This is a genomic window from Sedimentitalea nanhaiensis DSM 24252, assembly GCF_000473225.1.
GTDB lineage: Bacteria > Pseudomonadota > Alphaproteobacteria > Rhodobacterales > Rhodobacteraceae > Sedimentitalea > Sedimentitalea nanhaiensis.
The window spans coordinates 1302324-1317801 of the sequence record NZ_KI421509.1; the positions used below are offsets into that span (position 1 = coordinate 1302324).

A 15478-nucleotide genomic window follows, 5' to 3' on the forward strand; every position below is an offset into this window, starting at 1 on the left:
TCTGTCATGCCGATCCTGCACGCCAAATCCGCCCTATTGCCTTCTGGCTGGGTTCAGGATGTTACCGTTTCCATATCAGAGGATGGGGTCATCACGGGGCTGGATGCCGCTGCGGCCGAAACCCAGGTAGACATCCTGCTGCCCGCTCCGGCCAATGTCCATTCACACGCCTTTCAGCGCGCCATGGCCGGTTTGACCGAACGCCGAGGGACCGGCGCACAGGACACATTCTGGACCTGGCGACAGATGATGTACCGCTTTCTGGACCACCTGACGCCCGAAGACGTTGGGGCCATCACGGCACTGGTGCAGATGGAAATGCTGGAAGCCGGTTATGCGGCCGTGGGCGAGTTTCACTATCTGCATCACCAACCCGGTGGCGAACCCTATGCGGATCTGGCCGAGATGAGCCAGCAGATCTGCGCCGCCGCCGCGCAGACCGGCATCGGCCTGACCCTGCTGCCTGTGCTGTATCAGCAGGGCGGGGTCGATGGCCGTGAACTCGCGCCGGGGCAAATCCGCTTTGGCAACGAACCGGACCGGTTCATGATGCTGTTGGAAGGTGCCAGATCCGCCCTGGCCCACCTGCCCCGCGATGCCGTTCTGGGGTCTGCGCCGCATTCGCTGCGTGCCGTCACGCCCCAGGCGCTGGAACAGATCAGCGCCGCCGTTACCGGCCCGCTGCATATGCATCTTGCCGAACAGGTTCCCGAAGTAGATGAAATTCAGGCCGCTTACGGCGCGCGACCGGTGCGGTGGCTACTGGACAATCTTCCACCCGACAAACGGTGGTGCCTGATCCATTGCACCCAAATGCAGCCGGACGAGACCACCGATCTGGCTGCGACAGGGGCGGTGGCGGGTTTGTGCCCGATCACCGAGGCATCGCTGGGGGATGGCATCTTTGACGGCGCGCGCTGGCTGTCGGCCAAGGGAAACCTGGCCATCGGGTCAGACAGCAACATCCGCATTTCACTGAGCGAAGAACTGCGTCAGCTGGAATATACTCAGCGGCTGCGTGACCACGCACGGGCCGTTCTGGCGGAAACGGGGGGATCGACAGCACGACGCCTGTATGACGCCGCCTTGGCCGGAGGGGCGCAGGCCACCGGACGAAAGAGCGGGCAAATCGCCCCGGGGTACCGCGCCGACCTGCTGGCCCTGGACGGCAATGCCGTCGATTTGGTGGGCCGCAGCGACGACACGGTTCTGGACACCTGGATCTTTACCGCTGGCGACAAGCTGGTGTGCGATGTCTGGGCCGCCGGCCGGCATGTCGTGAAGGATGGCCGACACATCCGCCGCGACGCGATCCTGGCCGATTATCGCCGCACCATGCGTCGCCTGGCTTCGGCGATCTGATGTCAACGTCCTGGCAAAACGTGCAGGATGAGGCACTGCGCCGGATCCACAGCCGCGAATGGCCCCCCGGCGCGCAAATCCCCAACGAGGCCGATCTGGCCCGGGAACTTGGATGCGCGCGGGCCACGGTCAACCGCGCGCTGCGCGCACTGGCCCAGGCCGGGTGGCTGGAACGCCGACGCCGCGCTGGCACAAGGGTGGCGGTGGCCCCGTTACGTCAGGCACAGCTTGCGATACCTATCATCCGGCACGAAATCGAAGCGCGCGGTCAGACCTATTCCCATGGGCTTCTGACCCGGCGGACAGGACCGATGCCACCACAGGTGTGCGCCTCTCTCGGGGTGCCACAGGACGTACCCGCACAAGAGGTGCGCACCCTCCATCTGGCCGATGGGCGCACCTATGCCCTGGAACATCGGTGGGTCTACCTGGCTGCGGTCCCGGGCTTTGCCGATGCAAACCTTGAGGAAATCAGCCCGAATGAATGGCTGGTGCTGAATGCACCGTTTGATCATGGCACGTTCGACTACAGCGCGGTGGCCGCAGACGCTGAAATGTCGACGCATCTGGAATGCCCAGCAGGCACACCGGTCATGATGCTGGAGCGCCGCACCTTTGGACCCACGACCCCGGTGACCCATGTCCGATTGGCCTATGCGCCCGGATTTCGGCTGCACCTGAGCATCTAGCTAGCGGACCGCGGACTTTGCGGGGACAAGGCTCTGATCGGGGGAGCATCAAGGCACGCGCGTTTCACCCCTGATTGCGGAGCAGTTCCATAACCGCCGGACGAACGGATTGGTCACCGCGATGGCGCGCATCCGCAATGACCCTGCGCACATCCATAAGGTTGCAACGGCGCAGCAGGCTTTTGACCGGGCCAATCGAGGCCGGGCGCATCGACAACGTCCGGATGCCGATGGCGGCCAGACACAGTGCCTCGATGGGGCGACCGGCATCTTCACCGCAGAAAGACAGCGGCGTTTCGGTGCGCTCGCACCGCTCGACAATCTTTTCGATCAGGCTCAGAAAACTGACGTTCAGCGTGTCATAGCGTCGGCGCACCCGCTCGTTTTCGCGATCGGCGGCAAAGAAGAACTGTTTCAGATCGTTGCCGCCGATGGACAGGAATTCGACATCCTGAAAGAACCGCTCTGTGGCAAAGGCCAACGAAGGAGTTTCCAGCATTGCACCGACTTCCAGCGTTTCTGGCAGGCTGTGACCCAAACGCTGTTCGCGCGCGATGGTCTTGTCCACCTCCGCCCGGGCCGCATAGTATTCTTCTGCCTGGGCAATAAACGGGAACATTATCGTCAGCGGCCGACCGTTCGCCGCACGGATCAAGGCCTGCAACTGCATCCGCATCACACCCGGCTTGTCCAACCCCACCCGAATAGCCCGCCAGCCCAGGGCCGGGTTCGGCTCGTCATTGGGTTTCATGTAAGGCAAAACCTTGTCCGACCCGATGTCCAGGGTGCGAAAAACCACGCGCTTGCCATGCGCCGAATCCAGCACCCGCGCATATAACTCGGCCAGCTCGGTACGCTTTGGCATCTGATTGCGGATCAGAAACTGCAACTCGGTGCGAAACAGCCCGACACCCTCGGCCCCCGAGCCTTCGAGCGACGGCAGATCCGCCATCAGCCCGGCATTCATCGTCAGACCGATGGTTGCGCCACACAGCGTCTTGGCCGGCTTGTCACGGATCGAGGCATACCGTTCCTGTGCCTGCGCCTGCATCGCGATCTTGTCACGAAACGCGGTAACGATGGTATCGTCGGGGCGCAGATGGACGGTCGCCTGGTCACCGTCGACCATGATGTGGTCACCGTTCAGGGCCTCGGTAATGACCCCGCCCGCATGCACAACCAGTGGAATCGCCAAGGCCCGGGCGACGATGGCCGCATGGCTGCCAACCGATCCCTCTTCCAGCACGATCCCGCGCAGACCGCGGCCGTATTCCAACAATTCCGCCGGGCCGATGTTGCGCGCGACAAGGATTGGGTCTGCTGGCATTTCGGCTCCGGTCTCGCTGCCTTGGCCGGTCAGAATGCGCAACAGCCGGTTGGACAGGTCGTCAAGATCGCTCAACCGCTCGCGCAGATAGGAATCGTTGACCTGCGCCAGCCGAGCCCGTGCCTGGGACTGTTCTTTTTCCACTGCCGCTTCAGCACTCAGCCCGCGGCTGATGTCCTCCTCCATCCGCCGCAACCAGCCCTTGGAATTGGCAAACATCCGGTAAGCCTCGAGAACCTGCAACTGTTCCTTGTCGCCATGACGCGACATTTCCAGCATCCGATCCACGCCAACGCGCAATTCCTCGATCGCCTCGTGCAGCCGTTCCAGTTCGCGGTGCGGATCATCGGCAATCGGATTCGAGACCACCACGCGCGGTTCGTGCAACCAGACATGCCCCTCGGCAGCGCCCTCCTGAGCGGTGGTCCCGCGAAACAGCACCGGCTGCTGATGCCGCGCCGACAAGGCGGCCCCCTCACCGACAAATGCGCCCAGTTCGGTCATCTCGGCGATAACCATGGCGACCACTTCCAGTGCGTAGAGCTCGTCTGCTGTATAAGAGCGCGCATCGCGCGACTGAACCACCAGTACACCCAGCTTTTCGCCCAGCCGCTGAATCGGGATGCCGAGGAAGGATGAAAACCGTTCTTCCCCGGTCTCGGGCATGTAGCGAAAACCCTTTTCCGCAGGCGCGTTGGGCGTATTGACCGCTTTTCCTGTCCGGGCCACCCGCCCCACCAGGCCCTCGCCCATGCGCATGCGGGTCTGATGAACGGCGGCTGGATCCAGCCCTTCTGTCGCACAAAGTTCCAGCGTTTCGGAGTCGCGGAACAGGTAAACCGAGCAGACCTCGGTCAACATGCTGTCGGCGATCAGATGGGTGATCTTATCCAGACGCGCCTGCCCCGCCAAATCGCTGGCCATGGCATCACGCAAACGTCCAAGCAGTTTGCGGCTTTCCGATTCTGTACGTTCCGACATAAGCCCGCTTCAGTTCCCTTCGGCCAGGCCCCTCAGCGGAATGCGCTCAGGCAACCTTGTCCAGTTCAAACGCATCATGCAGGGCCTGCACTGCAAGTTCCATGTATTTCCGGTCGATCAGCACCGAAATCTTTATTTCAGAAGTTGTAATCACCTTGATATTGATCCCCTCGGCCGAGAGGACCTGAAACATCTTGGCGGCCACGCCGGTGTGGCTGCGCATGCCGATCCCAACGACCGAAACTTTGGCGACGTCCTTGTCCGCGACCAGTTCTCCAAAGTTCAGGATGCCTTTTCCCTTGGCATCATCCATCGCCTTTTCGGCCCGCGCCACCTGATCGATGGGACAGGAAAAGGTCATGTCGGTGCGGCCTTCCTCGCTGATGTTCTGCACGATCATGTCAACGTTCACCCCGGCATCCGAGAGGGCGGTGAAAATCGTTGCCGCGATGCCCGGACGGTCGGCAACCGACAGCAGGGTCATCTTGGCTTCGTCGCGGGAATGGGCCACGCCAGCCACTACATTGGATTCCATAATATCCTCCTCGTCGCATACCAGCGTTCCTGCGCTGTCGGACTGTTCCTCGAAACTGCTCAGCACGCGCAGTTTGACCTTGTAACGCATCGCCAACTCGACCGAACGAGTCTGCAGCACCTTGGCGCCAAGGCTCGCCAGTTCCAGCATTTCCTCAAATGCGATCCGGTCCAGCTTGCGCGCCTTATCGGTGATCCGTGGGTCAGTGGTATAGACCCCATCCACGTCAGTGTAGATATCGCAGCGATCCGCATCAAATGCGGCGGCAAAGGCCACCGCAGTGGTGTCGGACCCGCCGCGTCCCAATGTGGTGATCCGACCATCCGGCCCGATCCCCTGGAACCCAGCAACGACAGCCACGCGCATGCCCTCGCCAAATTTGGCCATGATGTTATCGGTCGGAATTTCCTCGATCCGGGCGCTGGCATGGGCGTCGGTGGTCTTGACCGGCACCTGCCAGCCCTGCCAGCTGCGCGCAGGCACTTCCATTTCCTGCAAGGTCAGCGCCATCAACCCGGCGGTTACATTTTCGCCCGAAGACACCACCGCGTCATACTCGCGGGCATCGAACATAGGTGATGTTTCATTGACCCAACCGACCAGTTCGTTGGTCTTGCCTGACATTGCAGACACAATGACGATCACGTCGTACCCGTTGGCCACCTCGACGCCAACGCGTTTGGCCGCACGGCGAATGCGGTCGGGATTGGCAACTGATGTGCCGCCGAATTTCATCACGAGAACGGGCATGTTCCGGGCCTTTCCACGCGCCTGGGCTATCGTTTGCCCGCCTCATATGCGAGGGGGGTCCCGAGGGCAAGTGGACAGGTCACGCATCCGCGCGCGAATTCGACGACCACGATCGCCGACAGCAGCAGCGGTCGCGGCGATGCTAGCCTTCTTTCAGAGACTTCAACGCCTCGGCACAGCCAACCGAAAGTTCCTTTTCGTTTGTCTTCAGGCAGCTTTTCAACGCGCCGCCACCAAATTTGACGCCTTTGCAAAGGCGCTCGACGTCTGCCTTGCAATAGGTTTCCACCGCCTTGATCTCGGCTTCCTGGGTTGCACCATGGGCTGATGCCGCAACAAGCCCCGCGAACACGACACTCAGAATTCTCTTCATATCTCTCTCCCTGGATTCAGACGCCAACGCACAGACAATGCGCGGTTCTGCCTGACTGGCCGTGCCTGAAACAGGCTTTGCCAGGCGCACCGGTTTCACCCTAGGGCCGAAAGACCTCTCGGGCAAGAAAACAGAACTCTGGGCAGCGACCCAGTCGACCAACACCGCGCGAACACGGTGTCCTGCGGTTTGGCGACGCTGGTGCTGATGCTAGTTGGTCTTGCGGTTCGGCATGAAGGGCAACGGGGCCACCGGAACGCCATCTTTCAGCAACTTGCGGGCCTCATCCAGCCGGGCTTCGCCATAGATCGATCGGGTGGGCGCATCGCCCTCGTGCATTGCGCGCGCTTCTGCCGCGAAATTGACCCCAACATAATCGGATTCGGTCTCGATCTTGCGGCGCAGCTCAGCCAGCGCTTGTTCCGCGGGGCTTGCGGGGTGACTCAGCGGCCCGGGTTCCTTGATCTGCGAATCGCGGGACGCGCCGACCCGAGGGGTCATGATCGCTTTTTCCACCTCCGTCCTGCCACACACGGCACAGGACACCATTCCCGCCGCCGACAGTTTATCAAAGGCATCCGCAGACTGAAACCAACTCTCAAAGCCGTGGCCGTCAACACATTTCAACGCATACTGGATCATCTGTCGTCCCTTTGGATGGGCATAAGAACAGATATCTGCGGCCCTGCCAAGTTCAAGGTAGCCGTTTGAGTTAATGTAGTATTCTGGGGTCGAAATCGCGCAAAATCCGGGCAAGCTCAGGCTCGCAAACCTTTGCAGCCGCTTTTTTGGGGGCGCACCACTTGCGTCGTCGCTGATTTTTCTCGGGAAAGTCGCGGGACAGAGATTTTACCAGAACCGGGAACACCATCGCCACGCATGGCACCCCGCCCAAGGAACAACTGCTTTTCTTATAGGAATACAACCCAAGGCAGCGATCATGCTGTTTGCCGATGACCCCCGCCTCTTCCCAAGCTTCCCGCAATGCACTTTGAGCGGGCGTCAGACCATCCACCGGCCAGCCCTTGGGAACAATCCAGCGCCCAGTCTTACGCGATGTTATCAACAGGATTTGTGGCTTGTTGCGCACGATACGATAACACAACGCCGAAAACTGGCTGCGAACATCGCTCTTGTGCGATCCGCGTATCGAAATCGGCAATTGCTTGATGAACATTACATACGCCCGAACCTGATTACCCCTTGGCCAAGTTTACCGTGCGATTCGCAGAATTCCATCAAAAAACTTGGAGACCGCCCCATATTTTGTGGTTCAACCGTCCGTCAGACCATAGAACCTCAGGAAGCCAGAGATTTTGTATGGGCGGTGAACCTGGCCAGCACCTCGGCTTCAGACAGATTTCCGTCGGTAGCCAGTCGCCGCAGTCCAAAATGCACATGGGCGATCTGCTGATAGTAACTGGTAAAGACATAGTTCGCGGTGGCACCGGCGACGGCCCCCAGGACCGGTACGGTTTGCGCCGCCAGTTTCTGTCCAAGAACCGCGGCAAATCGGGGGGCAACGGTCGCAATCAGCTTTTGCATCGCGCCGCCGGTCAGGGTCAGCCGCAAGGACACAAAGCCCAGGTCCGCGCCGTCATCCTGCGCCAGAGGTCCGGCGGCTGCAAAGACGCGAATACAGTCGAACTGTACATTCTCCGCCGCCGGGTCAAACCCGTGTTCCGCAGCCACGCCTTGAATCGAGCGCAACAGCATTGCGGTGGTCACTGGCAACTCGACCAGCGCCGTTGGAGCGCCGCCAAACCCGCCAGCTGCACCCATCGCCGTCGTCACCGCCGTGTTCACCCACTCTTTTTGATCCGGAACCGCCGTGCGCGAAGTCTGCGCGGCCCGCATCGCAAGCGCCAGCGCCTGTTCCGTGGCATCGGTCAATCGGGTTCGTACAGCCACTGGCAGGCGGTCGATCAACCCTTCGGCCTTGCCGCCCAACGCATTCAGCAACTGCACTCCGACACCACCGGCGGCGCGGTACTGCCTGGCCAGCCTGTCCAGCTCGGCATCTGTATCCACTGGTTGCACGATCACGATATCGTCCATTCGACCCCTCCCAGGATACGCCCTAGATCGGCATTCAGCTCCGGCTTTTCAATGCTCGTCCTGCCACCACCGGGTCACCTCACCTGTGACGCCATCCCAGGCCCCATCGTTCAGTGCCTGTCCCAGCACCCGGTCGGGGTTGGTCGGTGGCGGCATCTGGATGTCATTCAGCGGTGTGAAACCAAAGCGGACATAATAGGGTGCATCGCCCACCAGCATGACCCGCTGCCACCCTTCCGCGCGCGCTGCATCCAGAGCGTCCCGGATCAGAACGCCGCCCAGCCCTTCGCCCTGGTGCGTCGGGTGTACGGCGACCGGCCCCAACAACAGTGTCGCGGCACCGCCCACCCGAACCGGCCAGAACCGGATTGCCCCCGCCAGAATGCCCGACTCGTCGCGTGCCACCAGCGACAGACCCGGCACCGGCGCGATCCCCTCACGCAGCCGGTACGATGACAGCGCCTCTCGCCCCGGAGCGAAACACAGGTCAAACAGCGCTTCGACCTCCCACCAATCGTCCGGTTTTTCGGGTTTCAGTTCTAGCACGTGGCAGGTCCATCCAGCGGTATGTGGTGGAATTCGCCCTAGCACGCCGCTAGGTCTGGGGCAAACAACTGGAGAGATCGATGTTCTACCGCCCCGAGGATGGCCACGGCCTGCCCCATAACCCCTTCAATGCGATCGTTACACCGCGCCCCATTGGTTGGATTTCAAGCCGTGCGGCGGATGGCACCAACAACCTGGCGCCTTATTCGTTCTTTAACGCCGTGGCCTATGTTCCACCTCAGGTCATGTTTGCCTCAACCGGCGAGAAACCAGATCGGGACGGCACCAAGGACAGCGTTGCAAACATCGCGGAAACCGGCGTTTTCTGCGTCAACATCGTGGAATACGCCGCCCGCGACACGATGAACGCCAGTTCGGCGGCGCTCGACAAGGATCAGGATGAATTCACAGCCGCCGGGATCGCGGCGATAGAATGCGAAACCATCGATTGTGGCCGCGTTCAGGGGGCACCGGCGTCACTGGAATGCAAGTTGACACAAATCGTCACGCTGCCCGGTGCAGCCAACCGCCTGGTGTTGGGCGAAGTGACCGGCATCCACATGCGCGACGATTGCCTGCGCGATGGACGGTTCGATGTCACCACATTCCAACCTCTGGCCCGATTGGGATACCGCGACTATGCGCGGGTGACCGAGGTTTTCGAACTGGCCCGCCCGGATGACTAGACCGTGTCGCCAAGGCGACCCACTCTGATGCCCCCGCCTAGTGCCCACCGAGGATGCCGGTACGAACCGAATAATCCACCGCCAACGCGTAATCGGGGTCGTCGTCGCTGTCCACCATCAGGTGGCCCGCCTTCTTGAGCAGGCTGTGGCAATCGCGGCTGAGATGGCGCAGCTTGATCCGCTTTCCGGCCGTTTCATATTTCTGCGCGATCGCCTCGATGGCCTGCAACGCGGATTGATCCACCACCCGGCTTTCGGCAAAGTCCACGATCACCGTATCCGGGTCGCCATCGATATCGAACAGTTCCGCAAACCCGTCTGACGAACCAAAGAACAGCGGACCGCGAATTTCATAAACCTTGGCCCCCTTGTCGGTCGCCGACTCGCGGGTATGGGCGCTGATGCGGCGGGCGTTGCTCCACGCATAGGCCAGCGCCGAAACGATCACCCCGACCACAACGGCCACGGCCAGATCCTCCATCACCGTGACCACGGTAACCAAAAGGATCACAAAAGCGTCGGTCAGCGGCACCTTGCGCAGGATGGTCAGGCTGTTCCAGGCGAAGGTGCCGATGACAACCATGAACATCACGCCAACCAATGCCGCCAGCGGAATCAGCTCGATCACCGGGGCCGCGAACAGGATGAATATCAGCAGGAACACCGCCGCCGCAATTCCGGCCACGCGAGTCCGGCCGCCGGATTTGACGTTGATCATCGACTGCCCGATCATCGCGCAACCGCCCATGCCACCGAAAAATCCGGTCACTGTATTTGCGATTCCCTGCGCAATACATTCCTGGCTCGCGCCACCGCGTTTGCCGGTAATTTCACCCACCAGGTTGAGGGTCAGCAGGCTTTCGATCAGACCAATAGCGGCCAGGATGACCGAATAGGGCAGGATGATTTCAAACGTTTCCCATGTCAGTGGCACCATCGGAATATGAAAGGCGGGCAGCCCCCCCTGGATCGACGCAAGATCACCGACACGTGGTACGTCAAGCCCCATTGCGATCACCAGCCCCGCCACAATGCCAATTCCAGCCAGCGGTGCAGGAATGATCCGAGTGACTCGCGGCATCACCCAGATGATCGCCATGGTCAGCCCCACCAGACCCAACATCATGTACAGCGGCGTGCCACTCAGCCATTCGCCACCGGACATGCCGTGACCGGTATTCTGCATGCTGCCGGGCACCTTGAACTGTCCCATCTGCGCCAGGAAAATCACGATGGCCAGCCCGTTTACGAAACCCAGCATCACCGGGTGCGGGACAAGACGGATGAACTTGCCCCACTGCATGATTCCGGCGAACATTTGCAGTATCCCCATCAGAACCACGGTAGCGAACAGGTATTCGACGCCATGCTGCGCCACCAGCGCCACCATGACCACGGCCAGGGCTCCGGTCGCGCCCGAGATCATACCCGGTCGTCCGCCAAACAGCGCGGTGATCAAGCCCACCAGAAACGCCGCATACAGACCGACCAGCGGGTGAACGCCGGCAACAAAGGCAAACGCCACCGCTTCGGGTACAAGGGCAAGTGCAACGGTCAGCCCGGACAGCAGTTCAATGCGCAATCGTGAAGGGGTCAGCCCGTCGTCCGGCATCCATCTGAGATCGGGCATAACAAGACGATTGGCGAAAGCCGCCAGAATGGCTCGGGGCATGAAGGCGTTCCTGTTGGTTTCAAGCTGTTCGCGCAGCAAGCCGCCCTCTTAACTGCAATGGGTTCAAAAGGCCATCCCACCCGCAAAATGCCAGTCATGCGCCAGCAACATGGCCGAGCCATCGATGAAACCGCCGCGATGCCCGTCGAAGAGCACCGAGGAAGCGCAGCCCCATCTCCGATTTTCTTGCGCTTGGGTGAAACCTTACCTATACGCCCGGACATGTTGGACACCGCCACAAACCGCCCCGAACTGCCGCCCGAAATCGCGCGCCGCCGCACCTTTGCGATCATCTCGCATCCGGATGCAGGCAAGACGACGCTCACTGAAAAATTTCTGCTATACGGTGGCGCAATCCAGATGGCGGGCCAGGTGCGCGCCAAAGGCGAAGCGCGGCGCACGCGGTCCGACTTTATGCAGATGGAAAAGGACCGTGGCATCTCGGTCTCGGCCTCGGCCATGTCCTTTGATTATGGCGCCTTCCGCTTCAACCTGGTGGACACCCCGGGTCACAGCGATTTTTCCGAAGACACTTATCGCACCCTGACCGCTGTCGACGCCGCCGTGATGGTCATCGACGGGGCCAAGGGCGTGGAAAGCCAGACCCAAAAGCTGTTTGAGGTCTGCCGGTTGCGCGACCTGCCGATCCTGACGTTCTGTAACAAGATGGACCGCGAAAGCCGGGACGTGTTTGAGATCATCGACGAGATCCAGGAAAACCTGGCCATCGACGTCACCCCGGCCAGCTGGCCCATCGGCCAGGGCAGAGACTTTGTCGGCTGTTACGACATCCTGCGGGACCGGCTGGAGCTGATGGACCGTGCCGACCGCAACAAGGTGGCCGAAAGCATCAAGATCAACGGGCTGGACGACCCGAAACTGGTTGAACATGTGCCCGCCAACCTGCTGGATCAGCTCCGGGAAGAATTGGAAATGGCCCGTGCATTGTTGCCCTCCCTGAACCCGCAGGCGGTTCTGGAAGGGCACATGACCCCGATCTGGTTCGGTTCGGCCATCAACAGCTTTGGCGTCAAGGAACTGATGGATGGCATCGGCACCTATGGCCCCGAACCGCAGATTCAAAAAGCCACGCCCCGACAGATTTCCCCCGAAGAAACCAAGGTGTCGGGGTTTGTGTTCAAGGTTCAGGCCAACATGGATCCGAAACACCGCGACCGGGTCGCCTTTGTGCGCATGGCCAGCGGTCACTTCAAACGTGGGATGAAGCTGACCCATGTGCGCTCCAGGAAACCCATGGCAATCACCAATCCGGTGCTATTTTTGGCCAGCGACCGCGAGTTGGCGGAAGAGGCCTGGGCCGGTGACATCATCGGCATCCCCAACCATGGGCAACTGCGCATTGGCGACACCCTGACCGAAGGCGAAGCCCTGCGCGTGACTGGCATACCCAGCTTTGCGCCCGAATTGTTGCAGGGCGTGCGCGCAGGCGATCCGCTGAAATCCAAACATCTGGAAAAGGCGCTGATGCAATTCGCCGAAGAAGGTGCCGCCAAGGTGTTCAAACCCTCAATCGGGTCCGGGTTTATCGTCGGCGTCGTCGGCGCGCTGCAATTCGAAGTCCTGGCCAGCCGGATCGAACTGGAATACGGCCTGCCGGTGCGGTTCGAGGCCAGCCAATTCAAAAGTGCGCGCTGGGTCAACGGCGACAAGACGGCGGTGGACAAATTCGTGGATGCCAACAAACAGCATATCGCACATGACCACGACGGCGACATCGTGTACCTCACCCGGCTGCAATGGGACATCGACCGGATCGAACGCGACTATCCGGACGTGCGCCTGACCGCGACCAAGGAAATGATGGTCTGACGCGCGTGCCCGCCGCTTTGACACCTTTACCTGTATCCACCAGGTCCGAGGGGCCGACCGCACGCTGGGGCATCGTCGCAACCGTCAAGGCCCCCATCGATCAAGTGCTGGGTTTTGCCGCCCATCACATAGAGTTGGGCGCGCATCGGCTATATCTCTACCTGGACACGCCCGACCCGACGACATTTGGCTTTCTTAAGGCACACCCCAAGGTGCGGGTCTTTACCTGCGATGCCGCGCATTGGGAAAAAATGGGCAAGCAGAGGCCCAAAAAGCACCAGGTCCGTCAATGCCTGAACGCCACCCATGGCTATCACCGCCCACCCGAAGTCGATTGGCTGGCCCATATCGATGTAGACGAGTTTCTATGGCCGCAAGCCCCGCTGGGCACTCTGCTGTCGGCGCTGCCGCCTGGCTGCCATTGTGCGCGCGTTCGCCCGATCGAAGCACTGGATGGCACCGGTGCGGCCTTCAAGGGGTTTATCCCCGCCGGGCCGGACCGCGACACCATCGTACGGCGCCTCTATCCTGAATTCGGAGCTTTCGTGAAAGGCGGGTTTCTCAGCCATACCGCTGGCAAGCTGTTCGTGCGCACCGGATTGTCCGGCATCACCATGAGGATCCACAAGGTGCTTCAGGGCGAACGCATGAACCCCGGCGAACAGGATCTGTCGCAAGTCGAGCTGTGCCATTGCCACACACGGGGGTGGGCGCACTGGATCGGCGCCTATCGCTATCGCCTGGAGCACGGATCCTACCGCGCCGGGCTTGCCCCGAACCGCAGCCCTGAAACCGGTGGGCTCAGCCTGCATGACCTGCTTAGCAACATCGAACGCGAACAGGGCGAAGCCGGTCTGCGCCGGATCTATGACGAGCTGTGTGCCGACACCCCGGATCATCGCAACCGGCTGCGCACCGAGGGCCTGTTGCGCTTGCATGACCTGGATCTGGCCACAAAATGCCGGAAACAGTTTCCGCAATTTGACCCGAGCGGTGGCAATCCGGCGACAACCGCATAATAAATCCACGATTTCACAGCATTGTTTGACCGCCGCGCGACCCCGTGCTAGTCCAGCGCCACGAGCCAGGATGCGCACAAGCGCAGGACCAGTGGGGTCCGGCTCTGATCAGACGGCGGGCCAAAACAGTGTCCGCAAAACACGGACACACATGACAAAATTTTCTGAACTGAACCTGAACCCCAAGGTGCTTAAGGCCATCGAAGAGGCCGGCTACGAATCACCCACCCCGATTCAAGAAGGCGCCATCCCCCCCGCTCTAGAGGGCAAGGATGTCTTGGGCATCGCCCAGACCGGAACCGGCAAGACCGCCAGCTTTACCCTGCCGATGATCACCATGCTGGCCCGTGGCCGTGCGCGTGCGCGCATGCCGCGCAGCCTGGTGCTGTGCCCGACGCGAGAGCTGGCTGCACAGGTGGCCGAGAATTTCGACACATACGCAAAGCATGTCAAACTGACCAAGGCGCTGCTCATTGGCGGCGTCAGCTTTGGCGAGCAGGACAAGTTGATCGACAAGGGCGTCGACGTGCTGATTGCAACGCCGGGCCGGTTGCTGGACCATTTTGAACGCGGCAAGCTGCTGTTGACCGGCGTGCAGATCATGGTGGTGGACGAGGCCGACCGGATGCTGGACATGGGGTTCATCCCCGATATCGAACGCATTTTCAGCCTGACACCGTTCACCCGGCAAACGCTGTTCTTCTCAGCCACCATGGCACCCGAAATCGAGCGTATCACCAACACGTTCCTGTCGGCACCAACCCGGGTCGAAGTTGCGCGCCAAGCCACCACCGGCGAGAACATCGCGCAATGCGTGGTCATGTTCAAAGGCAGCCGCAAGGACCGGGAAGCCAGCGAGAAACGCAAGGTCTTGCGCGCGCTGATCGATGCCGAAGGCGAGAAATGCACCAACGCGATCATCTTCTGCAACCGCAAGACGGATGTGGATATCGTCGCCAAGAGCCTGAAAAAATACGGCTACGATGCAGCACCCATTCACGGCGATCTGGACCAGAGCCAGCGAACACGTACGCTGGACGGGTTCCGCGATGGAAGCCTGCGCTTCCTGGTGGCGTCGGACGTCGCGGCACGAGGACTGGATGTACCCAGCGTCAGCCATGTGTTCAACTTTGACGTGCCCGGCCATGCCGAGGACTATGTACACCGAATCGGTCGTACCGGCCGTGCCGGTCGCGATGGCAAGGCCATGATGATCTGTGTACCCCGCGACGAGAAGAATCTGGCCGATATCGAGCGGCTGGTGCAAAATGAAATCCCCCGCCTGGGCAACCCGTTGCAATCGGCCACCCCCCCCGTGGACGGGACCGCCGAAGAAGTCAGGAAACCTGCGCCGCGCAGCCGGAGCCGCAGTTCCAAAAGCAGCAATACCCCCCTGCCCGAATCCATCATTACAGAGGCCGTATCTGAGGCTGGTCCGGTGTCTGCACCTGAACCCAAATCGGCACCCGAACACGATTCTTCGGAGCGAAGTCGCGCGCAGCAGCGCAACGCCGCAAGCGGCAACAAGGTCATCGGGATGGGCGATCACCTGCCCAGCTTCATCGCGCTGAGTTTTCAGGAACGCAGCGCCAGCTAGGGCGGCCACGGCCTCTGAAACAATTCAAAAGACCGCACCCAATCGGATGCGGT

The 15478-nt window shown here is 61.0% G+C and carries 14 protein-coding genes; 6 read left to right on the plus strand and 8 right to left on the minus strand.

The window, feature by feature from the left end:
• Positions 1-6 precede the first annotated feature (6 nt).
• Together NANH_RS0108085 and NANH_RS0108090 are read left to right on the plus strand one after the other, a co-directional pair.
• On the plus strand, positions 7-1362 hold the full coding sequence (locus NANH_RS0108085) for a formimidoylglutamate deiminase (RefSeq protein WP_027261571.1): 1356 nt from the start codon (positions 7-9) through the stop codon (positions 1360-1362).
• Entirely contained in the window at positions 1362-2051 is a 690-nt protein-coding gene (locus NANH_RS0108090) for a GntR family transcriptional regulator (RefSeq protein WP_027261572.1), read from the plus strand. The genes NANH_RS0108085 and NANH_RS0108090 overlap by 1 nt, the downstream gene beginning before the upstream one ends.
• 64 nt (positions 2052-2115) lie before the next feature.
• Here the strand turns inward: NANH_RS0108090 and ptsP are convergent, their stop codons facing one another.
• The 7 genes from ptsP to NANH_RS0108125 form a co-directional block, all read right to left on the minus strand.
• Complete coding sequence (gene ptsP, locus NANH_RS0108095; RefSeq protein WP_027261573.1) at positions 2116-4359, minus strand: phosphoenolpyruvate--protein phosphotransferase; 2244 nt, start codon at positions 4357-4359, stop codon at positions 2116-2118.
• Between the two features lie 46 nt (positions 4360-4405).
• Positions 4406-5644, minus strand: a complete 1239-nt coding sequence (locus NANH_RS0108100) for an aspartate kinase (protein WP_027261574.1) — start codon at positions 5642-5644, stop codon at positions 4406-4408.
• Positions 5645-5786: 142 nt separating this feature from the next.
• Positions 5787-6017, minus strand: a complete 231-nt coding sequence (locus NANH_RS0108105) for a cysteine rich repeat-containing protein (RefSeq protein WP_051372293.1) — start codon at positions 6015-6017, stop codon at positions 5787-5789.
• A 210-nt stretch (positions 6018-6227) separates the two neighbouring features.
• On the minus strand, positions 6228-6659 hold the full coding sequence (locus tag NANH_RS0108110; RefSeq protein ID WP_027261576.1) for a DUF1178 family protein: 432 nt from the start codon (positions 6657-6659) through the stop codon (positions 6228-6230).
• A gap of 70 nt (positions 6660-6729) precedes the next feature.
• Positions 6730-7194, minus strand: a complete 465-nt coding sequence (locus tag NANH_RS0108115) for an NUDIX hydrolase (RefSeq protein WP_027261577.1) — start codon at positions 7192-7194, stop codon at positions 6730-6732.
• A gap of 122 nt (positions 7195-7316) precedes the next feature.
• Positions 7317-8075 (minus strand): EcsC family protein, encoded by a 759-nt coding sequence (locus NANH_RS0108120; protein ID WP_027261578.1) that lies wholly within the window; start codon positions 8073-8075, stop codon positions 7317-7319.
• Between the two features lie 48 nt (positions 8076-8123).
• Entirely contained in the window at positions 8124-8621 is a 498-nt protein-coding gene (locus NANH_RS0108125) for a GNAT family N-acetyltransferase (RefSeq protein ID WP_027261579.1), read from the minus strand.
• Positions 8622-8701: 80 nt separating this feature from the next.
• Between NANH_RS0108125 and NANH_RS0108130 the strand changes: the two genes are divergently transcribed.
• Positions 8702-9307, plus strand: a complete 606-nt coding sequence (locus tag NANH_RS0108130; RefSeq protein ID WP_027261580.1) for a flavin reductase family protein — start codon at positions 8702-8704, stop codon at positions 9305-9307.
• 37 nt (positions 9308-9344) lie between these two features.
• On the opposite strand, the gene NANH_RS0108135 is transcribed toward NANH_RS0108130, so the two are convergent.
• Positions 9345-10979 (minus strand): SulP family inorganic anion transporter, encoded by a 1635-nt coding sequence (locus NANH_RS0108135; protein ID WP_027261581.1) that lies wholly within the window; start codon positions 10977-10979, stop codon positions 9345-9347.
• A 222-nt stretch (positions 10980-11201) separates the two neighbouring features.
• Between NANH_RS0108135 and NANH_RS0108145 the strand changes: the two genes are divergently transcribed.
• From NANH_RS0108145 to NANH_RS0108155, 3 genes are all read left to right on the plus strand, one after another.
• Complete coding sequence (locus NANH_RS0108145) at positions 11202-12809, plus strand: peptide chain release factor 3 (protein ID WP_027261582.1); 1608 nt, start codon at positions 11202-11204, stop codon at positions 12807-12809.
• Between the two features lie 17 nt (positions 12810-12826).
• Positions 12827-13828 (plus strand): glycosyltransferase family 2 protein, encoded by a 1002-nt coding sequence (locus tag NANH_RS25780; RefSeq protein ID WP_051372615.1) that lies wholly within the window; start codon positions 12827-12829, stop codon positions 13826-13828.
• Positions 13829-13979: 151 nt separating this feature from the next.
• A complete protein-coding gene (locus tag NANH_RS0108155; RefSeq protein ID WP_027261583.1) occupies positions 13980-15425 on the plus strand; it encodes a DEAD/DEAH box helicase in 1446 nt (481 codons plus the stop codon).
• The last annotated feature ends 53 nt before the right edge of the window (positions 15426-15478 follow it).

Bases quoted from the DNA above. Each gene is read 5' to 3' on its own strand.
- NANH_RS0108085 (WP_027261571.1), top strand. From the start codon at position 7: ATGCCGATCCTGCACGCCAAATCCGCCCTATTGCCTTCTGGCTGGGTT.
- NANH_RS0108090 (WP_027261572.1), top strand. From the start codon at position 1,362: ATGTCAACGTCCTGGCAAAACGTGCAGGATGAGGCACTGCGCCGGATC.
- ptsP (WP_027261573.1), bottom strand. From the start codon at position 4,359: ATGTCGGAACGTACAGAATCGGAAAGCCGCAAACTGCTTGGACGTTTG.
- NANH_RS0108100 (WP_027261574.1), bottom strand. From the start codon at position 5,644: ATGCCCGTTCTCGTGATGAAATTCGGCGGCACATCAGTTGCCAATCCC.
- NANH_RS0108105 (WP_051372293.1), bottom strand. From the start codon at position 6,017: ATGAAGAGAATTCTGAGTGTCGTGTTCGCGGGGCTTGTTGCGGCATCA.
- NANH_RS0108110 (WP_027261576.1), bottom strand. From the start codon at position 6,659: ATGATCCAGTATGCGTTGAAATGTGTTGACGGCCACGGCTTTGAGAGT.
- NANH_RS0108115 (WP_027261577.1), bottom strand. From the start codon at position 7,194: ATGTTCATCAAGCAATTGCCGATTTCGATACGCGGATCGCACAAGAGC.
- NANH_RS0108120 (WP_027261578.1), bottom strand. From the start codon at position 8,075: ATGGACGATATCGTGATCGTGCAACCAGTGGATACAGATGCCGAGCTG.
- NANH_RS0108130 (WP_027261580.1), top strand. From the start codon at position 8,702: ATGTTCTACCGCCCCGAGGATGGCCACGGCCTGCCCCATAACCCCTTC.
- NANH_RS0108135 (WP_027261581.1), bottom strand. From the start codon at position 10,979: ATGCCCCGAGCCATTCTGGCGGCTTTCGCCAATCGTCTTGTTATGCCC.
- NANH_RS0108145 (WP_027261582.1), top strand. From the start codon at position 11,202: ATGTTGGACACCGCCACAAACCGCCCCGAACTGCCGCCCGAAATCGCG.
- NANH_RS0108155 (WP_027261583.1), top strand. From the start codon at position 13,980: ATGACAAAATTTTCTGAACTGAACCTGAACCCCAAGGTGCTTAAGGCC.